Source organism: Pseudomonas sp. FP215, from assembly GCF_030687795.1.
Classification (GTDB): Bacteria; Pseudomonadota; Gammaproteobacteria; order Pseudomonadales; family Pseudomonadaceae; genus Aquipseudomonas; species Aquipseudomonas salmasensis.
Map to the genome: position 1 here is coordinate 265,589 of NZ_CP117447.1, position 22,994 is coordinate 288,582.

Below are 22,994 nucleotides of genomic sequence, written 5' to 3' on the forward strand. Positions count from 1 at the left end.
GCGTCCGTCGCCCACCAGGAGCTGCGCTTATGAAACTGCCCTTTAAACGTCTGATCAGCCTGTTCGCCGGCACTGCCCTGGCCGGGTTGGTGCATGCCACCGACCTCAAGGAAATCCGCATCGCGGTGCCCGACCTCAGTGCCGGCAGCCAGCACAGTGGCGGTGGCATTACCGACGTGTTGCGTGAACAGCAGATCTTCGAAAAAGCCTTTGCCGACCAAGGCATCAAGATCCAGTGGAATTACTTCAAGGGCGCCGGCCCTGTGATCAACGAGGCCTTCGCCAACGGCCAGGTGGACCTGGCTTATCTGGGCGACCTGGCGGCGATCATCGGCCGCTCCAATGGCCTGGATACGCGGCTGCTCAGCGCCTCCGCACGGGGAGTGAAACACTACCTCGGCGTGGTGCCGGGCTCCGGCATCAAGACCCTGCAAGACCTCAAGGGCAAGCGCGTGGCGGTGTTCCGGGGCACGGCCAGCCAGTTGTCGTTCGACAGCGCATTGGCCAGCCAGGGCTTGAGCGAGAAGGACCTGAAGGTGATCAACCTGGACTTCAATGCGGCCGCTGCCGCCCTAGCCGCCAAGCAGATTGACGCCACCTGGGGCGGTTCCACGCTGACGGCGTTGCAGGCCAAAGGCTTGGCAGAGATACCGCTGACCACCAAGGACCTGGGCGATGCCGGCAGCATCCAGGCCGTGCTGGTGGGCAGCGCCAAATTTGTCGATGACCACCCAGACGCCGTGGCCACCTTGCTCAAGGCCCAACAGCAAGCGGTGCAGTGGTTGACCGATGACAACAACAAACAGGCGTACATCGCGCTGGTGTCCGGGCTGGCCAGTTACCCGCCGGTGATCCTCACCAATGATTTGAAAGACCAGAAACTCAGCGAAGTTTTCCCCTCCACACTGGACCCGGTGTTCCTTGGCAAATTGCAGGATGCGGTGGACTTGGCGTCCAGGGAGAAGTTGATTCGCAAGTCGTTTCAGGTGAGTGATTGGGTGGCGCCGGGGTTGGTGGCGGCGGGGCTCTGAGCTTGTCGATGCCTGGCTATCGCTATCGCAGGCAAGCCAGCTCCCACACTAGAATGTGTTCACCGTTCAAATGTGGGAGCTGGCTTGCCTGCGATGAGGCCCGTCAAACCGCCACACTCACCTGCTGACTATCCACCTCCACCAACATCTCAATCATCGCCTTCGCCGCCGGCGACAACCGCGACCCCGTGCGGCTGACAATCCCGCAGCGCGCACTCATTGTCTCCATGTGCTGCGGCAAGTTGCGCCAGTGCAGCAGCACCAGCGCTCCCTTGGCAATGTCCTCGGCAAAGGCTTCCTCCGTGCCGACACCGATGGCATTGGTTTGCAGCACGATGCTCACCAGTGCCGGGAAGTGCTCGGTCTGGATACTCGGTGAAAAATCCATGCGCCCACTCAGGTTCGCCAACAGTTTGCGAATGCCTTGGGAGATCAGCGGCGCCGCCAGCGGGTAGTCGAACATGTCGTTGGTCGACAGGCTGTCCTTGGCCAGCAAGGGGTGGCCGGGGCGGCAGAAAAACACCCCGCGTTTGGGGGTGAGTGCGCGGGTCTGGAAATTCGGGTCGGCCTCGAACTGGCGGATGTCAGCGATAAAGAATTCGATCTCTTCACGGCTCAGGCGGCGGCTGAGGGTTTCCCAGTTATCCACTTGAAACGTGGTGCGGATTTTCGGGTGCGCGTTGATAAACCGCGCCACCGCATCCGGCACCAGTTTCACCGCTGGCGCCGGGCCGCAGCCAAAGCGCAGGTCGCCGGCGTCCAACTTGGTCATGCGCGTCACTTCACTGCTCAGTAGCGCCGCGCCATGCACCAGGCTCAGGGCGTGCTGCAACACCACCTGGCCTTCCGGCGTGGGGCGCAAGTCCTTGTGGCCACGGTCTACGAGCACGCAACCGAACTCCTGTTCCAGCCCCTGGATGCTGCGGCTGAACGCCGGTTGGGTGATGCCCATGGCGTCCGCGGCACGCACGAAACTGCGGTGTTCGTTGAGGGCGATGAAGTAGCGCAGTTGGCGAAGATCCATATGCTTTCCCGGCATTTTAAAAATAGGTCGAAGGCATTTGCGACCCGGCAAGCTGAGGTTTTAAATGCAAGCTCTTATTCCGTCAACGAAGCATTCGTTCATTTGCTAGACCTAAATTGCATATGAATAGAGCGTTGCTGGAAGCGTTCCCCCACCGCTTCGCAGGCACATGAGGGTCATCACAATGAGCAACGCCGCATTAGCCGTTCAACCCATCGCCCACGCACTCGATATTCACCCGGTAGCCGGACGGATCGGTGCCGAGATCCGTGGCATCAAACTGTCCGGTGAGCTGGATGCCGCCACCGTCGAGGCCATTCAGCAGGCGCTGGTACAGTACAAGGTGATTTTCTTTCGCGAACAAACCCATCTCGATGACCAGAGCCAGGAAGCCTTTGCTCACCTGCTCGGCGAGCCGATTGCCCACCCGACGGTGCCGGTGCGGGACGGCACGCGGTTCCTGATGGAGTTGGATGGCACCCGTGGCCAGCGCGCCAACTCCTGGCACACCGACGTGACTTTCGTCGATGCCTACCCGAAAGCCTCGATCCTGCGTTCGGTGCTGGCGCCAGCGTCCGGCGGCGACACTGTATGGGCCAACACCGCCGCTGCCTACAACGACCTCAGCGTGGAGCTGCGCGCACTGGCTGACCACCTGTGGGCTGTGCACAGCAACGAATACGACTATGCCGCCCGCAAGCCGGATGTGGCGGTGGAGAAGCTGGAGGAATACCGCAAAGTGTTCACCTCCACAGTGTACGAAACCGAACACCCGGTGGTGCGCGTGCACCCGGTCAGCGGTGAGAAAACCCTGCTGCTGGGGCACTTCGTCAAACGCCTGAAAGGCTACTCCCAGGCAGAGTCGGCGCAGTTGTTCAACCTGCTGCAAGGCCACGTCACACGCCTGGAAAACACCGTGCGCTGGCGCTGGAACACCGGTGACGTGGCGATCTGGGATAACCGCGCCACCCAGCATTACGCGGTGGACGACTACGGCACCCAGGAACGCATCGTGCGCCGGGTCACGCTCAAGGGCGATGTGCCGGTGGGGGTGCAGGGGCAATCAAGCAAAACCACTAAAGGTCTCTAAGCCGGGTGGAGATTAAAAATGTGGGAGCGGGCTTGCTCGCGAATGCAGTGGGTCAGTTGATGAATTCGTCGACTGACACTGCGCATTCGCGAGCAAGCCCGCTCCCACATTTGGTTTGTGGTGTTTACCAGACTCCGATTTTCACCACTTTCTCTGCCTCTGGCTCACCATAACGAAACCACTGCCCACGCAGTTCAACCTCCGTGTGGCTGATGGTGGTGCGCCGCTTCAAACCGCGCAGCCAGTGGAACAGATAACCCAGGTGCATCTCGCGCACCTCGGCATAGGCAGGATCGCTGCCCAGGTCGTGCAGTTCCTGCGGGTCGTTTTCCAGGTCGAACAGTTGCGGGCGAAAGCCGTCGTACGCCAGGTACTTCCAGCGCTCGCTGCGCACCATGGTCATGCGGCAACGGTCGATGGGTTGCTCCAGGCGCTCGCGAGCGGGGGCCTGGAAGGCGTAGTCGTATTCGGCAATGGCATAGCGGCGCCAGGCGGGTTGCGCGCCGTGCAGCAATGGAACCAATGAGCGGCCTTCCAGGCGATGGTCGGCGGCGGGCAAGCCCAAGGCGTCGAGGAAGGTGGGCAGGGCGTCGATGGTTTCCACCAAGCGCTCGTCTACGGTGCCGCGGCTGATATCGGCGCTGGCACGCGGGTCGCGCACGATCAACGGAATACCCACCGCAGGCTCCAGCAAGAATTCTTTTTCACCGAGGAAATGATCGCCGAGGAAGTCGCCGTGGTCGCTGGTAAACACGATCAGCGTGTCGTCCCAGCGGCCGGTGCCTTGCAGAAAGTCGAACAGCCGTCCGAGTTGATCATCGATCTGTTTGATCAGCCCCATGTAGGTGGGAATCACCGTGAGGCGCACCTCGTCACGGGAAAAGTTCTGACTCTCCTGGTGTTGGCGGAATGCCTGGTACACCGGATGGTCGCTGGTGTGTTCCGGTTGAATCGGCGCCTGCACATGCTCGGCGCCGTACAGCGCGTGATACGGCGCCGGGGCGATGTAGGGCCAGTGCGGCTTGATATACGACAGGTGCAGGCACCACGGCTGTTCACCTTGCTCGTCGATAAAGTCGATGGCGCGGTCGGTGGTGTAGACCGTCTCCGAATGCTCTTCGGCCACCCGTGCGGGTTTGCCGGCGTTGCGCATGTGCCAGCCGCTGAGCACTTCGCCGTTCTCACCTTCGGCGGAGTTGGCCCATTCATGCCAGGGGTTGCGGCCGCTGTAGCCGTGATCGCGCAAGTACTGGGTGTAGGGTGCGGACTCGCGCTTATCGTCGAACAGCGGGCTGTCGGGGTAGATGCCGTCGTGACGCAGATACGCGTCGAAGCCGACCTCATTGAGCGGCTCGGCCTGGGCACTGTCGGGGTCGATCTGCAGGCGCTGCAAGGCCTCAAGGTTGGGCGTGGCGTGGGTCTTGCCCACCAGGGCGGTGCGGATGCCGTGGGGGCGCAGGTAGTCGCCGATCGTCAGTTCTTCGAGCGGCAGCGGTACCGCGTTCCATGCCACTTGATGGCTGCTGACATAGCGCCCGGTGTAGGCCGACATGCGCGACGGGCCGCAAATCGTGCCCTGGGTGTAGGCTCGACTGAAACGCACGCCGGCGGCGGCCAGGCGGTCGATATTCGGCGTGTGCAGATGGGCGTGGCCGTAGCACGACAGGTAGTCGCGGCGCAGTTGGTCGCACATGATGTAGAGCACGTTGCGCACGGGTTTTGGTTCAGACATGGGGGTTTACCGGACGGAGGACAGAAGCGTTTTTTCGCCGTTCGCAGGGGGGGCTGGCAAGTGCATTTGAGGTCTGGATTTTATGCAGGGAATGCATGGGTGTGGCTGCTGGCGCTATCGCAGGCAAGCCAGCTCCCACAGGGGAATGCATTTCAAATGGGGAAGCCGGCCCGCCTGCCGACGCCCATCTACCTGAAGCCCCACGATCAAATTGTGGGAGCTGGCTTGCCTGCGATGACGACCAGCCAGCCGACACTCATCTACCTGACGCCCCACGATCCAACTGTGGGAGCGGGCTTGCTCGCGAAGGCGGCCTGACAGCCGACACAGTCATACCGAGTACATATCCATTCCTGCGGTAACGGCCACTTAGGGTTCCGCCCGACGGCGGGTCACTTTGGAAAAGCCCCAAAGTAACCAAAGGGCTCTTGCCCCACCACTCGGCACCTCGCTTGGGCTCGGTGTGCCCGTAATCCGCCAGTGATTTGGGGGGGCGCCGCCACGCGCCATCCTTGGCGCGGGGCGGCTAAACCGGCATCCCTGCCGGTTTACCCCCCAAATCCCTGTCGAATTCCGGCCAGCGTGGTTTAACGGGGCGCCTAAGATCAAAAGCAGATCAAGAGCAAGATCAAGAGCGGCTCGCTTCGCATCGTGGTTACCTTTGGCTTACTCGGCGAAGGACCTGATGTGAGCGGCCAGTTCTGCCAGCGCTGTATCGTCTGCCCTGGCAGCGTCATGGGAGGAGACATAGCCTTCATAGCGCTCAAAATATTTGTCCTGGGTCGAGCTGATTTTCTTGAAGGCGCTATCTTCCCCGGTCCCGTGCATCGGGAATAATTTGGCGTGCAGATGGTCGACGCCATAACCCTCCAGAATCATGCCCGTTCTGGCGACACCCTTTAGCGCTTTGTCCAAAAGCGTCGCCGTCTTCTTGGCCGCGATGACCAAGTCACACAGCACGGTGTCCGGTTCGGCAAACGCATAACTGCCGCGATGGGCTTTGGGGATAACGACACTGAACCCCGGCGTGTTGGGAAATATGGAGAGAAAGGCCATGTGGGTCTGGTCTTCCCATAGGAGATGGGCGGGAGCAGTACCGCGGGCAATGCTGCAAAAGATACAGTCCATCAAACGCGCTTCCTCGTGCGGGTCAAAAGGTTATAGACCCTCTTGTAGGTGATCTTTGTTATCTAATGATGACTTCACTGAGGTAGTGGGCCTCTGTTCGCCGCATAGTCAGACCGCAATATTTTCCAGCGCATAAGCATCCTCGTCCCTCGCATCAATCTCCTTGATCTGCTCAATCATCGCCTGCGCCAACGGCGACAACCGATACCCCGCGCGGCTGACGATCCCGTAGCGGGTGTAGCGCTCCTCCAGGTTTTCGTCCAATCCCTCAATCTGCAAACACACCAATTCCCCCCGAGCCATGTGCAGCACGTCGCTGTTGGCGCTGACGATGCCGATGGCGTCCGAGCGCAGTACCACGCCCATGAGGCTGTAGCCGTTTTCGCATTCCACATTGGGCTGGTAATCCGGCCGGCCGCTGAGGTCGACGATGACTTTGCGCAGGTTCGGCGGGCGGATGGTTACCGCCAGCGGGTAGCTCATCAGCTCGGCGGCGCTGACGCTGTTGCGCGCGGCCAAGGGGTGGCCGGCGCGGCAGCAGAAGTGCCAACGGCGCGGGCGCAGGCGGTGGGTGTGGTAGTCGGGGTTGGCTTCGAAGTGGCGGGTGTCGGCGACGAAGAATTCGAACTCTTCGCTGAGCAGGCGCTTGCTCAGGCTTTGCCAGTCGTCCACCTGGAACTGCACGCGGGCCTTGGGGTAGCGCCCGATAAAACTGCCAATGGCACGTGGGACTAACCCAGCTGCCGGCGCGGGGCCGCAACCGAAGCGCAGTTCACCGGCTTCCAGGCCATTGAACTGGTTGATTTCGTTGGCCAGTTGTTGTGCGCCGCTGACCAGGCGGCGTGCATGTTCGAGCAGCACCTGGCCTTGCTTGGTGGGCGCCAGGTCTTTGCGGCCACGGTCCACCAGTTGGCAGCCGGCACTGTGTTCCAGGGCCTGGATGCTACGGCTGAACGCCGACTGCGACAGGTTCACCGCTGCGGCTGCCGCGACGAAACTGCGCTGTTCGGCGAGGGCGATGAAGTGGCGAAGCTGGCGCAAGTCGATATGCATTTTTCACATCAAAAATATCCGGGAAATGCATTGGCTATGCATTACGTCGACTCCTTATAAAGGCTATCTCTTATGCAGTAAATGTTCGTAAAAACATAAATAAATAACCTTTGGGAATATGAGGCGACGAGTATTCCGGGGTTTTGGAGCCGCTTATGAGTCTGTTCAAGTCCTTGCCCCTGGCGATGTTGGTGGCCGGCAGTACCAGTTGGTCGCCGGCCCAGGCCGCTGAAACATCCGCATCTGCCGGCGAGGGCGAGCGTGCCAGTGGTCAACTGGAAACTGTCACGGTGACTGCCCGGCGGCGGACCGAAAGTGCCCAGGCCGTGCCGACGCCCATGAGCGTGGTCGGCGGCCAGGCCCTGGAAACCCAGCGGGTGTACCGCATCCAGGATTTGCAGCAACTGGTGCCCAGCGTCAACGTCGCCTATATGCATGCGCGCCAGTCCAGCGTGTCGATCCGTGGCCTGGGCAACAACCCGGCCAGCGATGGCCTGGAAGGCAGCGTGGGGCTGTATATCGACAACGTCTACCTCGGGCGTCCGGGCATGGCGGTGTTCGATCTGATGGACATCGAGCAGCTTGAGGTTTTGCGCGGTCCCCAGGGCACGTTGTTCGGCAAGAACACCACTGCCGGCGTGATCAATATCAGCACCCGTGCGCCGAGTTTTACCCCGGAGCGCAGTATCGAAACCTCCCTGGGCGAGGACGGTTATTTCCAGACCAAGGGCACGATTTCCGGCCCCCTGACCGATGACCTGGCGGGGCGCTTCTCGGCCTATCGCACGCGCAGCGACGGCGACATCAAGAATGAACACGACGGCCATGATTTGAACGGCGGCTCCCGCCAGGGCTTTCGTGGGCAACTGCTGTACAAGCCCAACGAAGCCTTCAACCTGCGCTGGATCGGCGACTACAACGAAGAAGACTCCAGCGCCGGCACCCGCGTGCTGTACAGCACCGGGCCGACCATCAATGGCACCAACCTGTATCAATCCCGGGCCAACGCGGCGGGCGCAACTTTGGTGGACGGCGCCCATCGCAAGGTCAACCTGGACAACGACCAGCACGTCACGGTGTTCCAGGGCGGTACCTCGCTGGAAGCCAACTGGACGCTGCCCAGCGACTTCACCCTGACCTCGGTGAGCTCTTACCGCTGGTGGAATTTCACCCCGCGCAACGATGACGGCCTCAACGTACCGGCGTCGTATAACGCCGGGGTTTCGGTGGAAGATAAGCAGTGGTCCCAGGAATTCCGCCTAGCGTCGCCCAGCGGTGGTTTCTTCGATTACGTACTCGGCGCTTACTACTTCGGCTCCGACCTGGATAACAAATCCTTTGCCTACTACGGGCCCAAGGCCGATATCTGGAACGGTACGCCTGCCGGTGCGTTGAGCAATGTGAGCAGTGTGGGCAACGGGCATATCCGCACCGATAGCTTCGCGCTGTTCGCCCAGGGCACCTGGCATTTGACCGAGCGCCTGGATTTCACCGCCGGTGTGCGCGGCACCTATGAAGAGAAAAGCGCCTGGGTCACGCGCAATGCGCCAGTTGGTGGCGCGGCGGTCAGCGGGGCTGCCGCCACGGCGCGGCGTGGGCGTACTGGCGCCTATGACTCGGGCGACCTGTCGCAATACAGCGCCACGCCGTCGGGGCTGCTCAACCTCAGTTATCACTTCAACGAGAACCTGCTGGGCTACGCGACGCTGTCCCATGGCGAGAAATCCGGCGGTGTGAACCTGGCGGTGGGGTCTGCGCCGACAGCCGGGGCCGACTCGCTGCTGATCGGCACCGAGCGCGCCAACAACGCCGAGCTGGGCTTCAAGAGCACCTTGTGGGACCGCCGCCTGCAGCTCAATGCCAACCTGTTCTGGACCCAGGTCAACGGCTACCAGACCAACGCCTACGACCAGGACAACCGCGTGCAGTACCTGACCAACGCCGGCTCGGTGCGCTCGCGGGGTGTGGAAGTGGAAAGCACCCTGGTGCCGATCAAGGGCCTGACCCTGAACATCAACGGCTCCTTCAATGACGTGACTTACCTGTCTTACAAGGACGCGCCGTGCCCGCCGGAAACCAGCCTGCGCCCTGGGGCGCCGGCGTCCTGCGACTTGAGCGGCCATCAGGTGGTGGGCGCCTCCAAGTGGATCGCCAATGCCAACGGCGAGTACAAGTGGAACCTGGCGAACGGCTTCGAACCCTACGTCACCGCCAGCTACGCGTTCCGTTCCAAGGCGGTGGGCACGGTGGAAGATTCCGACTACGGGCAGATCCCGGCGTATGCGGTGGTCAACCTGTCCACCGGTTTGCGCGGCGACTATGACCAGGGGCAGTGGGATGTGTCGCTATGGCTGAAAAACGCCTTCGACAAAACCTACTACACCACCCTGTGGACCGGTGGTAACGGCGGTTACGAGGGCCTGCTGGGCACGCCGCGCACCCTAGGCGTGACTGGGCGCTACGACTTCTAGGTCGGTGCGATAGGTGGCCGGGCTGAATACCCGCGTCACCAGCAGCATCGCCACCGCCGTCACCGTCAGCACCACCCAGGCGCTGACAAAGTGGCCGGTAAGCTCGCGCAGCCAGCCGGTCAGCCATGGCGAAATCGCATTGATCAAAAAGCCCACGCCTTGCACGAACGCAGCCAGTTGCCCGGCTTGGCGTGGATCGCGATGGTGGTCGAGGGTCAGCAGCAAGCTCAGGGCGAAACAGGCGCCCAGGCCGAAGCCGCACAAGGCCACCCACAGGTGAGGATATTCCTGCGGCGCAATGATCAGGCCCAGGTAGCCAATGGTTTGCGCCAACAGGCTGATGCTGAGCAATGGGCGACGGTCGATACCGCGTTGCGCCAGCACCGGCATCAGCAGGGCCGCAGTCACCTGAAAAATCGTCATGAACGCCAGCAATGAACCGCTGGGCAGCACGCCCCAGCCCAGTTGCTGATAGTAGGCGGGCAGCCACGCGACCATGCTCATATAGCCGCAATTGACCAGGCCGAAATACAGCGCCAGTAGCCAGGCGCGGCGGTTGCGCAAGCCCTTGAACGCAGGCGCCTGCTGTGGGTTTCGCGCTGCGCCCAGCGGCAGCCAGGCCCACAGCAGCAGTGCCCCCAGCGCCGGCAGGAGCCATACACCCAATCCCGCCTGCCATTGCTGAAAGTGCGTGGCCACCACCGGGCTGAGCAGCGCCGCCAGCCCACCGCCGGCCATCAGTGAGGCCGAGTACACCCCCATCGCCACCGGCACACGGTGATGGAATTCGCGCTTGATCATCGCCGGCACCAACGCCTGGATCAGCGCCACGCCTGCACCGCCGAGCAGCGCAGTGACCAGCAGCGCCGAGGCCTGGCCCATCAACCAGCGCGCCAGGCACGCCAGCAGAATCATCAACAAGCCCAGGGCGATGCCACGCCGTTCGCCCAAGCGAGCCTCCACGCGCACGCCCACCAGTGCCACCAACCCCATGCAGATCACCGGCAGGCTGGTGAGCAAGGCACTGCTTTGGAAGCTCAAGCCGGTGGCCTGGCGAATCTCACCGAGCAAGGGGCTGATGGAGCTGAGGATGGGGCGCAGGTTCAGGCCAAGCACCACCAGCAGGCCCCAACCGGCAAGTCGTCCGGCGAGTGTCGTGTTCAGCGTCATGGTAGGCAGGGTCCGCGTGGGCAAAGGAGGGATGAGTATGGCGAGGCGCCAAGGTATGCTGAAATTAAATATAACCATGCCAACCAGTGGCAAACGCAATGGTGATGAGTATGTTCGATCCTGTGTTGTTGCGCAGCTTTGTCGCCGTGGTGGACTGCGGCAATTTCACCCGCGCCGCCGAGCGCCTGCATTTGACCCAGTCTACCGTCAGCCAGCAGATCCGCCGCCTGGAAGACGCCGTGACGTGCCAGTTACTCGATCGCGACCAGCGCCGTGTGGTGCCCACCACTGAGGGTGAACGTCTGCTCGCCTATGCGCGGCGCATTCTGGCCCTGCATGAAGAAGCCGCCGATGTGCTGATCAACCAGCAAAGCGACGGCGTATTGCGCCTTGGCGTGCCGGAGGACTTTGCTGCCGAGCGCCTGATGCCTTTGCTCTCGGCGTTCGTCGTGGCTTATCCACGGGTTCGACTGGAAGTCACCAGCGGGCTGGGCCCCGAATTGCAGCGTCAGTATCGGGGCGGTGAGTTTGACGTGTTGCTGGTCAAGCAGATGGGCGACAGCGACGACTGCGTAGCGTCGTGGCCCGAGCCCTTGTATTGGGTCGACAGCCTCAGCACGCCGGCGCTGGGTCGTGACCCGCTGCCGCTGGTGGCCTTTCCGGTAGGCGGCCTGTATCGCAACGACATGCTCCACCATCTGGAACGAGCCGGTTGGCGTTGGCGCATTGGCTATTGCAGCGCCAGCCTGGCCAGTGTGTGTTCGGCGGTGGCGGCAGGCTTGGGCATCAGTTTATTGCCTGAGCGGGTGTTGCAACCGGGCCATCGCATACTCGGCCCGGAAAGTGGCTTGCCGCCGGTACACGGCGTGCGACTGGCCTTGTACGGCCGCAGTGGCCTCGGTGCCGCAGGGCAGACATTGCTGAGTGAATTGCTCGCGTTATGCGCGGGAAACCCGCACTGACCGATACCTTTGCCGAATATTTTGCATGCCTTGAAAGCATCGAAAAATAGCCGCTGGGCGCCAGGCCACGACGGACGCGGGCTGGCGCCGGGTGGTCGTTCTCATTATTCAATTTTGATCTATGTATAACTTTAAAGATTACTTTAAGAGATAAGTGTCTGGCCCCGATGATTCAGCCCTAGACGGCCCCGCATACGGGCCCGTCGGTTTTCAGAACCGCAGGGAGTGAATCAATGGGCAATGTCCAGACCGCCGCCAGTGCACCCGAGGCGCAGTGGCGCCAGGCACCGAGTGGTGAGTTGGTCGACCTTGGCCGACCGCATCGCGCGCCGTTGGGGCAATTGCGTCTGCAAAAGACTCCGAAGCGTTTCTCCAGCCGCCGTGAAGGCATCCTGCTGGGGCTGCTGGTGTTGGCCTTGCATGGCGCGGTGATCTATTGGGTGAGCCAGAAGCCCACCCCAGTGCTGCCGATTGTGCCACCGGAAATTCCGCCGATGACCATCGAGTTTTCCCAGCCGGCGCCGCCGGTGGTTGAGCCGCCACCGCCAGCACCGCCGCCCGTGGTCGAGCCACCACCACCGCCGGTGGTGGATGAGTTGGCCGCCAAGCCGGCGCCACCCAAACCGGTGCCAAAACCCAAGCCCGCGCCTAAACCTGCGCCCAAGCCTGTAGCCAAAGCGGTCGAGCCGCCGCCAGTGCCAACACCACCGACGCCAGCACCCGCCGCTGCGCCAGTTCCCGTGGCGCCCGCGCCGGTGACACCCGCGTCGGCCAACGCCGCGTACCTGAAGAACCCGGCGCCGGAGTACCCGTCACTGGCTCAGCGTCGCGGTTGGGAAGGCACGGTGTTGCTGCGGGTGCAGGTGCTGGCCAGCGGTAAGCCGGGGGAGATCCAGGTGCAAAAAAGCAGCGGTCGCCAGCAGTTGGATGACGCGGCATTGGCGGCGGTGAAACGCTGGAGTTTCGTGCCGGCCAAGCAGGGCGATGTGGCCCAGAACGGCTGGGTGAGCGTGCCCATCGATTTCAAGATTCATTAATTATTCAGCGGCGCAGAGGGAAAACATCATGGCATTGGCATCTCCACTTGAATCCATCGAAAGCGCGGTGATCTGGCTGCTGGTGGCCTTTTCAGTCGCGACCTGGGGCCTGGCCTTGCTCAAGGGCGTGCAGTTTGGTCGCCTCAAGGCTCAGGATCGCAAGTTTCACAAACAGTTCTGGGCGGCATCGAGCCTCGATGCCGCCGCAGAACTTGCCGAAACCCAGCCCGGCGCCGCTGCGCGTGTGGCCCAGGCCGGTTACGCGGCGATCCAGGTGGGAGACGCCACCCATGTTGCGGACTTGAGCCAGGCAATCAACCATCAAGACCGCCTCGAACGCGCCCTGCGCCAGCAGATCGTGCGTGAGCGTCGCTCTCTGGAAACCGGCCTGGCCGTAGTCGCCAGCATCGGCAGCACCTCGCCGTTTATCGGCCTGTTCGGCACCGTGTGGGGCATTATGGAGGCGCTGAAGGGGATCAGCGCCGCCGGGTCCGCCAGCCTGGAAACCGTGGCAGGCCCGATCGGGGCGGCGTTGGTCGCGACCGGCGTGGGGATCGCCGTCGCGGTGCCTGCGGTGCTGGTCTACAACTACTTCCTGCGTCGCCTGAAGCTGACGGCGGCAGACCTGGATGACTTTGCCCACGACTTCTACAGCCTGGCGCAGAAAAACGCGTTCCGCGTGCTGCTGCACCCGACGTTGGCCAAGGCCAGCGCCGGCAGCCCGCAGAAAGTAAAGGAGGCGTCCTGAATGGCCTTCTCCACGCAAGACAATGATGAGGTGCTGAGCGAGATCAACGTCACGCCGCTGGTGGACGTGATGCTGGTGTTGCTGGTGGTGTTTATCGTCACCGCGCCACTGTTGACCAACTCCATCCCGATCAACCTGCCCAAGACCCAGGCCGTGGCGCCGGTTGAGCAGAAAGACCCGCTGGTGGTGAGCATCGACGGCGCAGGCAAAGTGTTTATCAACAAGGACGCCATCGAGCCGGACCTGCTGGAATTCAACCTGCAGGCGGCCAAGGCCAAGGACCCCGATGTGCGGGTGCAACTGCAGGCTGACGACGGGGTGAATTATGGCGAAGTGGCGCGCGCCATGGCCTCGATCGAGCGCGCAGGGATTACCAAGTTGTCGGTGATCACCGCGCGTTAGTTTCAAAAGAATTCGACAGTTTTTGGGCCGCTTTCCTTGGCAGGGTGCGGCCTTTTTTTATTTAAGGGCTACGTATTTACAGATGTTGCATAGGTAAAGAATTTACATGTTTGCGAGCGTGCAATTTTCGGGAGCATGCTTATGCTGGTCGGCGCATGGAGTGATTTAATTAATGGAGTAATACATGTCTATACGGTTTCCTGTTCAAGTGGTGAGCACGTTCGTTAATCCGCCTGTAGAGGTTGAAAAACCTGAAGAAAAGCCTCCCGTAATGGCATCTTCAAACTATCGAGCGCCGGGTCTCAAACATCCATCGGCCTGTATCTTGCCCTCGCTAGCTGATTATCAGAGGAAGAATAGTGTATTGCAGGGTGCTCAAGCAATGCCTGTGCCAGGCGGCGTCAGTTCGGTATTGAAGAAAAATGCGGATTTGGAAACTTATATCAGCAAGCATTCCTCCGACTTTGTAACGCCAGAAAAAGAAATTTCCAGCATTTTAACTGAAAAGATAAAGCAGCAATGGGGCGTGGATGTTGACCCTGATAAGACCTATTTGGTGACATTTAAAAGTGACAGTGAAGATGAAAAGGAAGTAGTGGAAAAAATCACCCTGACACAAGCGGCATTGAAAAACAGGCAAGATGTAACGATTGAAGATAATGAAAACTGGTTTGTAAAAATTGGCAAATACTTTTCGCCAGTGGTGTATGTGTACAACAAGATCGACGGCTGGGTGCAGGAAGCAAATAGTCGCCAAGGTATTTATCGGGAACCGAGTGCGCCGGGCGATGCGCCGTATAATGCCGACACTCGCGTGTCCATACCGGTAGATGGCTTCAAGTCATTAGTCTGGGATACAGACCGGACCAACATGTATAAGAAAACCCTTGATGGGTTTTGGGACAAGCACACCGACTCTTATGCGGCATTGAGTAAAATCTCCTTTGTCAAAGCCATCAATCTGCAACGCCTGGAAGGGACCCTTGGCCCTGCCGAGACCGCACTCGCCCACCGTGCGTTGGGGCCTGTGGCGCAAAAGGATTGGTCCGAGCTGACGGTCCAGGACTTTAAAGAGGCTGCCGTGAAGGACCCGGACCTGGACATCGGCTTGCTGAGCATCAATGGGTTTGAGTCGACCGACCTGATGTGCGTGACCGACCGGAAAACCCAGCTGACATTGCTTTACATCCCAGGCAACTCCTCGCCAATACATCGTTTTGATAACCCGCAACAAATAAGCAATTGGCTGGCTAAGCAAGCCAGTGATCCGGCAAAGCGCGAATCCTTGTTGTCGCACTTTTCGCTGGAGGACCAGGCCGAAAGGATTTTTTCAGACGGTGTACGTCAAACCTTGGTAGGGATGGGCACCTGGTCTGATCATCAGGCGGCCGGGAGGTCTATCCTTGGCACGCTCAATGGCTGGGTGCCGGAGCGCTACGTTTCGGTTGAGCCGATAAGCAACGATCCTTTTGAGGCCATCAAGGTTCGACAAAAGGCGCGGTCGTATTCGGATGCGCAAAATGCGATTGTCAGTGACGGTGACTACAACAAGAACAAAGCCCTGCAGCTTGTTGAAGAAGCCACGAAGGTCGCCATGTTCATGACGCCGCTGGCATTGGTGATGCCGGAGGTAGCGATAGCGCTGGATGTTTTCTTCCTGGCTGTCGGCGCCACCCAGGCAGGTATCGGCATTGACGATGCCGTCAAAGGTAAAGCGACAGCCTCTGACCGTATCGTTTTTGGGGTGTTGAACGCGGTACCGCCGTTGGCCACACACGCAGCGGCGCCGCTTGCGAAAGTGACCGGGCGGATGGCCGGCGGTGGCCTGGCAACAGAGGTAGATGCCGCCGCCCAGGCGCCCGCTCAAGTGAATGAACAAGGCCGCCCGTTCTTCAACCCGCCACGACATGTGAACGGGCATATTGGGTACCCGCTGAGTCCCGTTTCGACACCGGCGATCCTTGATGAACTCACGCTTCCCATGGACGGTGTCCATCAAATGTTCTCTAAAGACTACATGGTTTTTGTGGGCCAATACGGCACGAAAGTCACGTATGACATACAGGCAGGCCTTTGGCGCGGGCTTAGAGAAAATGGTCAAGTCAATGACCTGTTTTATTGGCGTGACGGTCGAGGAAACTGGCAAGTTGGTTCAAAGGCCAAAGCGCTGGCAGGCAGCAAAAACTCCCCGGCCTCAATGATAAACAAGACCTTCAAGATACCGCGGCCGCCTTCGCTACCGTCCGGCGCGACAGAAGTGCCCAAGGTGATCCACTACTTCTGGGCCGGTAATGAAATGCCAGAGCACTTGCTCGAAAATATTATCGAGAACTCCAGAAAAAGTCCTGGCTACAAGTCAATCGTTCATGTGGATGCCAATGATGCAGAGGCGTTCCAGAGCATAAAGGCGGCGCTGGATCATAAAGTCGGTGGGCTTGAAGTGCATAACTTGAAGGAGGATGAAGCCTTTCAGGAATTGAATGCTGGAAAGTATGGGGAGATGTATCAGTATTTTCGTTCAGGGCAAGGGCAGAATTTATCTGCGTCATCGGACGTGATGCGCGTGGCCTTGATGAAGAAATACGGTGGCATTTACCTGGATACGGACGATACATTGGAATTTAACGTGGGAGAGGTCACGCTGAAAGCCACGCCCAATGATATTCTGTTGAACTCGCCAGTGACTTATGCAGCCACAGACTTTGAAGGGTTTAATACCAGCAACTTCGCAAGTCATCCGGGCAATCCGTTATTTGATAAGATTTTAGAAGAGTCATATCAGCGGTATAAAGCCAACGAATCTTGGTTTGCCAATCATCGACCTTTCCTTAAGGAGGGGGCGACCGCCGCAGAACAGCAGGCTTATAAGGCGTATGAAACGAAGATATTCGAGGTCGCCGGGCCGAGAATGTTTGGTGATGTATTGGAGCAAGAAGAATATGGGATTTTTCCGATCATTAATGAGCTTACAGAACTCATGAATGCGCGTCTTTTATTACCTGAGGATTATGCAAAAAACTATATGAAAGTTCACGATTTTTATATGCCAATGAGTAATAAATTTGGCGTCACCATCGGCGCAGAGCACTCCATGCATCATTCGCGTTGAGTCGGCAAAGCGTGGCGAGCCACTAGCAGTGGCTTGCGTGAATCCACCTGCTGACAGTTCTGCGCTGCCGCTATCGCCCCTGGCACCTTGGTGTCGAAGAGGGGGCGATGGTTGAGCATTGACAGATTTCGGAAAATATAAATTCCATATGGTTATTAATAAATTCCTTTTTATTCCTTATTTGGTTGTTGAGCGGCCCCTATACTGGTCAGCAACGTTAAACGCTGCAGGAGGGCACACCCATGCACAGCGAGTCGATTCGTTATCTGATCGTGCCGGGCTGGCAAGGATCGCCAGAAGATCATTGGCAAACCCATTGGCAGAACAGCTTGCCCAACAGCGCGCGGGTGGAGCAAGCCGATTGGCTGACGCCCCGTCGTGAGGACTGGGTCGCCGCGCTGGCTGAGGCCATCGCTGCCGATAGTACGCCGGTCATCCTGATCGCCCACAGCCTGGGTTGCATCACCGTGGCCCACTGGGCCGCTACCGCTCCCGTGCAGGTCTTGCGGCAGGTGCGCGGCGCATTGCTGGTAGCCCCTGCGGATGTCGCGCGCCCTGCATGTGCGCCCGCCCTGCGTAACTTCGCACCGATTCCCATCGATTTGTTGCCATTCCCCAGCCAGGTGGTCAGCTCCGACAACGACAGTGCCGTGAGCGCCCACAGGGCTCTGGAACTGGCGCGCCAGTGGGGTGCCGAAGCCGGCATCCTCTCGGGTGCCGGGCATATCAATGTGAAGTCCGGCCACCGGCGGTGGGAGCAAGGTTTCGCTTACCTCTACCGCCTGCAACATCGCCTCGAGCATCACGCCCGGCGCAGCGCCTAATATTTTTTCAACGCCCCGTCCCTGAGTGGATTGGGGCGGGAGCCTGCCATGAGTCTGCATGAAACCTTCGGCCAGCCGCTGCTGACCTTTCCCGATGCCGAAAAAAGCCCGTTGAGCATCCGCGCCAAGGCGCTGGTGTTCGTCGACCCACGCTCACGCCAACTGCGTGAAGAGTTGGAAAGCCTGGCGCCGCGCGCTTTACCCGTCTTGATTCGCGGTGAAACCGGCAGCGGTAAAGAATTGCTGGCGCGGCACATCCATCGTGGCAGTGACCGCACTGGCCTGTTTGTCTCGGTCAACTGTGGCGCCATCAGCCCCACCTATGCCGATGCCGAGTTGTTCGGCTATGCCGCGGGTAGCCACAGTGGCGCGGCGAGCAGCCGGGCGGGCTGGTTCGGCTCGGCCAATGGCGGCACCTTGTACCTGGATGAGATTGGCGACTTGCCGCTGCCGATCCAGGTGAAATTGCTCGCGGCCCTGGAAAACCATGAAGTCACCCGTGTCGGTGCCCATCAGCCGAGCCCGGTGGATGTGCGCCTGGTGGCCGCCACCAGCATCGACCTGGCCCAAGCCGTGGCCGTCGGTAAGTTTCACGAGCGTCTGTTTCATTACTTGAGCGAAGGCCGGCTGGACCTGCCGGCGTTGCGCGAGCGGGTGGGGGATATCTTGTCCCTGGCGGAATATTTCCTCGGCATCTACAGCCAGCGCCTGGACCTCCCGGTGCCACTGATCAGCGACGCCGCCCAGCAGGTGCTGGAACAACACACCTGGCCGGGCAATACCCGCGAATTGGAAAACGTCATTCACTTTGCCTTGCTGGTGAGCAGCGGCGATGAAATCTTGCCCGAGCATTTGAACTTGCCGGTGGCGGGTTCACCGCTGGAGCAAGTACGACGAATTTTTGCCAGCGCCAGCCCAGCCGAGCAGGAATCGGTGCGTAAATTCCTGTATGAGCAAAATGGAATATCAACGTGAATAAAAGATATTGTTCGGGAATAAAAAATCTAGGTATTGTCCTTCCCACGCCGCGATAGCACTTCGCTGGCACCTCACATAAAAACGGTCGTTAGAAGGACATTGCATGAAAAAGGTTCTGTTGTTTACCGCTCTGGCGGCTGCCCTGACTGCCGGCTTCGCCCAGGCCAATGAGAAACTGGTGGTGGCCGCTACGCCGATCCCGCACGCCGAAATTCTCGAGCTGATCAAGCCGACGCTGGCCAAGGAAGGTGTGGACCTGCAGATCAAAGTCTTTACTGACTACGTACAGCCGAACGTGCAAGTCGCTGAGAAACGTCTGGACGCCAACTATTTCCAGACCCTGCCGTACCTGGAAAACTTCAACAAGGGCAAGGGCACCAACCTGATCACCGTGGTGGGCGTGCACGTTGAGCCCTTCGGCGGCTACTCGAAAAAGATCAAGAAAATCGAAGATCTGAAAGACGGCGCCACCGTGGCGATTCCGAACGAAGGCTCCAACAGTGGCCGCGCCTTGTTGCTGCTGCAAAAGGCCGGTGTGATCACCCTTAAAGACCCGACCAACGCCTTGGCTACGCCGAAAGACATCGCCAGCAACCCGAAGAACCTGAAGTTCAAAGAGCTGGAGTCGGCCCTGTTGCCACGGGTGCTGGACCAGGTTGACCTCGACCTGATCAACACCAACTACGCCCTGGAAGCTGGCCTGAACCCGGCCAAGGACGCGTTGATCATCGAAGACGCCAAGTCGCCGTACGTAAACTTCCTGGTAGCCCGCCCGGACAACAAGGACAGCGATGCTATCCAGAAGTTGGCCAAGGCCCTGACCAGCCCGGAAGTCAAAGCTTTCATCGATAAGAAGTACAACGGCGCGGTGGTGCCAGCGTTCTGATGTAAGCCAAAACCCTCTTCAAGGTTTCAACGCCGACGGCTACTACAGCGTCGGCGTTTTTTTGCTCGTTCCCACGCTCCGCGTGGGAACGTCTCCTGTGACGCTCTGCGTCACGACTTTAGAGCAGACGCAGAGCGTCCTGGGCTGCATTCCCACGCAGAGCGTGGGAACGATCGAAGGCAAGCCAGCTTCCACAGAGGTTAGGTTTTTGAGTGATATCAATATGCTATTTTGGTATTTAAAATTTGATTTTTATACCTTTAAAGTTCGCGCTAGCTGACGTTATCCACGTCGGCACGGACTGCGCTCGCGGCATTACCCATGCGGCGATATGGACTGCACATGACCTTCGATTTCGCTTTTATCCTCAGCACCCTGCCGGCGTTTCTCAAGGCTGTGGGTGTGACGCTGCAAGTCGGCCTGATCGCCATTGCCACGTCCTTGCTGGTGGCGCTGATCAACGCTGCGCTGCTGGTGTTTCGCACGCCGTACCTGTCGCGCCTGGTGTCGCTGTATGTGGAACTGGCGCGTAACACGCCGCTGTTGATCCAACTGTTCTTCGTCTACTTCGCGCTGCCGGCCCTGGGTTTCAATATTTCCGGGTTCTGGGCGGCGATTATCACCATGACCTTTCTGGGCGGCGCCTACCTCACCGAGGTGCTGCGCGCCGGTGTGGAAGCGGTGCCGCTGGCGCAGATCGAGTCGGGCAAGTCCATTGGCCTGTCCGATTGGCAACTGCTGCGCCATGTGATTCTGCCTCAGGCCGGCATCCTCAGCCTGCCGGCGTTGTTCGCCAATTTCATTTTCCTGCTCAAGGAAACCACCGTGGTGTCGGCGGTGGCGGTGCCGGAGATTCTCTACACCACCAAGAGCTACATCGCTCTCTACTACAAGACCTACGAAATGCTCGCCGTGCTGACGCTGATTTGCGTGCTGTTGTTCCTGCCGTTGTCGCTGTTGCTCAGCCGCCTGGAAAGGAGGCTCCAGCATGGCCAGTTCGGGTCTTGAGTTGCTCTGGGTGTCGTTGCCGCAACTGGGCAAGGGCGCTGCGCAAACCCTGTCGATTTCGTTTTTGAGCATCGCCTTCAGTACGGCGTGCTGCGCACCTTGAATAACAAGGCGCTCAACGGCGTGCTGCGGGTTTACCTGGAACTGTTCCGCGCCATTCCGGTGCTGGTGTGGTTGTACCTGTTGTTTTTTGGCCTGCCGATTTTCTTCGGCCTGAGCATCCCGAGTTTCTGGTGCGCGGTGCTGGTGCTGTCGTTATGGGGCGCCAGCGAGGTGGGCGAAGTGGTGCGTGGCGCGCTGCATTCGCTGCCCCGTGGGCAGCGCGAAGCAGGCTTGTCGATTGGCCTGTCCGGCCCGCAGTTGTACGGCTATGTACTGCTGCCCCAGGCCCTCAAGCGCATGACGCCGCCGACCATCAACGTGTACACGCGCATCATCAAGACCAGCTCCCTGGCGGTGCTGATCGGCGTGGTGGATGTGATCAAGGTCGGCCAGCAAATCATCGAGCGCACCTACGAGTCGGTATTGATCTATGGCGCGCTGTTCCTGTTTTTCTTCTTTATCTGCTACCCGTTGTCAGCCGCCTCCAAGGTGCTGGAACGGCGCTGGGCCCAAGCATGAGCGCATTGATCGAGTTTCAGGGTTTCAACAAATTCTTCGGCGAGACGCAGGTGCTCAAGGGCATCGACCTGATCGTGCAAAGCGGCGAGGTAGTGGTGATCCTCGGCCCCAGCGGTTGTGGCAAAAGCACCTTGCTGCGTTGTTTAAACGGGTTGGAAGTGGCACACAGCGGCAGTCTGCGGTTTGCAGGCCTTGAGCTGTTGGATAAAACCACCGACTGGCGCCAGGTACGCCAGGACATCGGCATGGTGTTCCAGAGCTACCATCTGTTCCCGCACATGAGCGTGCTCGACAACATCCTGCTCGGCCCGCTGAAAGTGCAAAAGCGCGACCCCCGTGAGGCCCGTGAGCAAGCGCAAAAACTTCTGGAGCGTGTGGGCCTGGCCGACAAGCGCGACGCTTTCCCACGCCAGCTTTCCGGCGGCCAGCAACAACGCATCGCCATCGTCCGTTCGTTGTGCATGAACCCCCAGGTCATGCTGTTTGACGAAGTCACCGCGGCCCTCGACCCGGAGATGGTCAAGGAAGTGCTGGAAGTGATCCAGGGCCTGGCCCGCGATGGCATGACCCTGCTGATCGTTACCCACGAAATGGCCTTCGCCCGCGCCGTCGCCGACCGCGTGGTGTTCATGGAGGCCGGTCGCATCCTCGAACACAACACCCCCGAGGCATTCTTTACGAACCCGCAAACCGCACGCGCGCAGCAGTTCCTGGAGAAGTTCTCCTTTGTTTCAACACTGCCCAAAAAGATCAAGGAACTGGAGCTGATATGAAAAAGTTACTGCTGCCACTGTTTGCCGTCGCCTTGCTGGCCGGCTGCGATAAAAAGGCCGAAGAGCCGGTAAAACCTGCGGCTGTGAGCTACATCGACAAAATCAAAGCGCGGGACAAGCTGATCGTCGGCGTGTTTACCGACAAGCCGCCGTTCGGTTTTGTGGACGAAGCCGGTCGTTATGTCGGCTTCGATACCGACATTGGCCGGCAATTCGCCAAGGACCTGCTGGGCGACGAAAACAAGGTGGAATTTGTCGCCGTGGAACCGGCCAGCCGCATCCCCTTCCTGCAAAGCGACAAGGTGGACCTGATCCTCGCCAACATGACCGTGACGCCTGAACGCAAGGAAGCGGTGGACTTCACCAACCCCAACCTGAAAGTCGCGGTGCAGGCCCTGGTGTCGAATGACAGTGCGGTGAAAAGCCTGGACGACCTGGCAACCCGCACGACCATCGTCACCACCGGCACCACGGCGGATATCTGGCTGACCAAGAACCACCCGGACTGGAAGCTGCTCAAGTTCGAGAAGAACTCCGAGTCGCTGCAGGCGCTGTCGGCTGGCCGTGGGGATGCGTATGCGCAGGATAATTTGGTGTTGTTCAGCTGGGCCAAGCAGAACCCTGGCTACCGCGTGCTGGAAGAGAAGCTGGGGGATGAAGCGCCGATTGCCCCGGCGGTGAAGAAGGGCAATACCGAGCTGCGTGACTGGGTGAATGCGGAGTTGGCGAAGTTGGGGGAGGAGAAGTTTCTGCTCAAGCTTTATGACCAATATGTGCGTAAAGAGCTGAGCGACGACACCAAGCCCGAGAGTGTGATTGTTGAAGGCGGTAAGTGGCAGGGCTGATTGATCACCCCGTCCTTGTAGGAGCGAGCTTGCTCGCGAAGAACGCACAGGCAACGCGGGCTACCAGATAGCGCTGCGTTATCGTTGACGTTTTTCGCGAGC

At 59.7% G+C, this 22,994-nt stretch carries 19 protein-coding genes and 1 pseudogene; 15 read left to right on the forward strand and 5 right to left on the reverse strand.

Going from position 1 to position 22,994, the window contains the following annotated elements:
• The first annotated feature begins 29 nt into the window (after positions 1 to 29).
• Entirely contained in the window at positions 30 to 1,031 is a 1,002-nt protein-coding gene (locus PSH76_RS01120; RefSeq protein WP_032894184.1) for an ABC transporter substrate-binding protein, read from the forward strand.
• 103 nt (positions 1,032 to 1,134) lie between these two features.
• Here the strand turns inward: PSH76_RS01120 and PSH76_RS01125 are convergent, their stop codons facing one another.
• The gene (locus PSH76_RS01125; protein WP_032894183.1) at positions 1,135 to 2,055 is read right to left on the reverse strand and encodes a LysR family transcriptional regulator; all 921 of its coding nucleotides are present in this window, start codon (positions 2,053 to 2,055) and stop codon (positions 1,135 to 1,137) included.
• A 184-nt stretch (positions 2,056 to 2,239) separates the two neighbouring features.
• Between PSH76_RS01125 and PSH76_RS01130 the strand changes: the two genes are divergently transcribed.
• Positions 2,240 to 3,145 (forward strand): TauD/TfdA family dioxygenase, encoded by a 906-nt coding sequence (locus PSH76_RS01130; protein WP_003187589.1) that lies wholly within the window; start codon positions 2,240 to 2,242, stop codon positions 3,143 to 3,145.
• A gap of 124 nt (positions 3,146 to 3,269) precedes the next feature.
• Here the strand turns inward: PSH76_RS01130 and PSH76_RS01135 are convergent, their stop codons facing one another.
• From PSH76_RS01135 to PSH76_RS01145, 3 genes are all read right to left on the reverse strand, one after another.
• A complete protein-coding gene (locus PSH76_RS01135) occupies positions 3,270 to 4,877 on the reverse strand; it encodes an alkaline phosphatase family protein (protein WP_305493475.1) in 1,608 nt (535 codons plus the stop codon).
• 666 nt (positions 4,878 to 5,543) lie between these two features.
• Complete coding sequence (locus PSH76_RS01140) at positions 5,544 to 6,005, reverse strand: HIT family protein (protein ID WP_305493476.1); 462 nt, start codon at positions 6,003 to 6,005, stop codon at positions 5,544 to 5,546.
• 108 nt (positions 6,006 to 6,113) lie between these two features.
• Complete coding sequence (locus tag PSH76_RS01145) at positions 6,114 to 7,058, reverse strand: LysR family transcriptional regulator (protein WP_305493477.1); 945 nt, start codon at positions 7,056 to 7,058, stop codon at positions 6,114 to 6,116.
• 155 nt (positions 7,059 to 7,213) lie between these two features.
• Between PSH76_RS01145 and PSH76_RS01150 the strand changes: the two genes are divergently transcribed.
• Positions 7,214 to 9,529 carry a TonB-dependent receptor gene (locus PSH76_RS01150; protein WP_305493478.1) on the forward strand — a complete coding sequence of 772 codons (2,316 nt, stop codon included), beginning with the start codon at positions 7,214 to 7,216 and terminating at the stop codon, positions 9,527 to 9,529.
• Here PSH76_RS01150 and PSH76_RS01155 read toward each other — a convergent pair.
• Positions 9,500 to 10,699, reverse strand: coding sequence for a CynX/NimT family MFS transporter (locus PSH76_RS01155; protein ID WP_044274948.1), 1,200 nt, complete (start codon positions 10,697 to 10,699; stop codon positions 9,500 to 9,502). The two genes, PSH76_RS01150 and PSH76_RS01155, sit on opposite strands and share 30 nt — an antisense overlap.
• Before the next feature lie 110 nt (positions 10,700 to 10,809).
• Between PSH76_RS01155 and PSH76_RS01160 the strand changes: the two genes are divergently transcribed.
• From PSH76_RS01160 to PSH76_RS01215, 12 genes and pseudogenes are all read left to right on the forward strand, one after another.
• Positions 10,810 to 11,661, forward strand: coding sequence for a LysR family transcriptional regulator (locus PSH76_RS01160; RefSeq protein WP_032897659.1), 852 nt, complete (start codon positions 10,810 to 10,812; stop codon positions 11,659 to 11,661).
• Between the two features lie 233 nt (positions 11,662 to 11,894).
• The gene (locus PSH76_RS01165) at positions 11,895 to 12,698 is read left to right on the forward strand and encodes an energy transducer TonB (protein ID WP_305493479.1); all 804 of its coding nucleotides are present in this window, start codon (positions 11,895 to 11,897) and stop codon (positions 12,696 to 12,698) included.
• 25 nt (positions 12,699 to 12,723) lie between these two features.
• The gene (locus PSH76_RS01170) at positions 12,724 to 13,446 is read left to right on the forward strand and encodes a MotA/TolQ/ExbB proton channel family protein (protein ID WP_098952578.1); all 723 of its coding nucleotides are present in this window, start codon (positions 12,724 to 12,726) and stop codon (positions 13,444 to 13,446) included.
• Positions 13,447 to 13,848, forward strand: a complete 402-nt coding sequence (locus PSH76_RS01175) for a biopolymer transporter ExbD (RefSeq protein WP_305493480.1) — start codon at positions 13,447 to 13,449, stop codon at positions 13,846 to 13,848.
• 184 nt (positions 13,849 to 14,032) lie between these two features.
• The gene (locus PSH76_RS01180; RefSeq protein ID WP_305493481.1) at positions 14,033 to 16,957 is read left to right on the forward strand and encodes a dermonecrotic toxin domain-containing protein; all 2,925 of its coding nucleotides are present in this window, start codon (positions 14,033 to 14,035) and stop codon (positions 16,955 to 16,957) included.
• 242 nt (positions 16,958 to 17,199) lie between these two features.
• The gene (locus PSH76_RS01185; RefSeq protein ID WP_305493482.1) at positions 17,200 to 17,781 is read left to right on the forward strand and encodes an alpha/beta hydrolase; all 582 of its coding nucleotides are present in this window, start codon (positions 17,200 to 17,202) and stop codon (positions 17,779 to 17,781) included.
• Between the two features lie 48 nt (positions 17,782 to 17,829).
• Complete coding sequence (locus PSH76_RS01190; RefSeq protein ID WP_305493483.1) at positions 17,830 to 18,756, forward strand: sigma 54-interacting transcriptional regulator; 927 nt, start codon at positions 17,830 to 17,832, stop codon at positions 18,754 to 18,756.
• Between the two features lie 106 nt (positions 18,757 to 18,862).
• The gene (locus PSH76_RS01195; protein WP_047712318.1) at positions 18,863 to 19,645 is read left to right on the forward strand and encodes a MetQ/NlpA family ABC transporter substrate-binding protein; all 783 of its coding nucleotides are present in this window, start codon (positions 18,863 to 18,865) and stop codon (positions 19,643 to 19,645) included.
• Between the two features lie 342 nt (positions 19,646 to 19,987).
• Positions 19,988 to 20,653: an amino acid ABC transporter permease gene (locus PSH76_RS01200; RefSeq protein ID WP_032894158.1), complete on the forward strand. Its 666-nt coding sequence runs from the start codon at positions 19,988 to 19,990 to the stop codon at positions 20,651 to 20,653.
• Positions 20,634 to 21,274: pseudogene (locus tag PSH76_RS01205) on the forward strand (amino acid ABC transporter permease). The gene PSH76_RS01200 and the pseudogene PSH76_RS01205 overlap by 20 nt, the downstream one beginning before the upstream one ends.
• Positions 21,271 to 22,047, forward strand: a complete 777-nt coding sequence (locus PSH76_RS01210) for an amino acid ABC transporter ATP-binding protein (RefSeq protein WP_305493484.1) — start codon at positions 21,271 to 21,273, stop codon at positions 22,045 to 22,047. The pseudogene PSH76_RS01205 and the gene PSH76_RS01210 overlap by 4 nt, the downstream one beginning before the upstream one ends.
• Complete coding sequence (locus tag PSH76_RS01215) at positions 22,044 to 22,892, forward strand: transporter substrate-binding domain-containing protein (RefSeq protein ID WP_032894154.1); 849 nt, start codon at positions 22,044 to 22,046, stop codon at positions 22,890 to 22,892. The genes PSH76_RS01210 and PSH76_RS01215 overlap by 4 nt, the downstream gene beginning before the upstream one ends.
• The last annotated feature ends 102 nt before the right edge of the window (positions 22,893 to 22,994 follow it).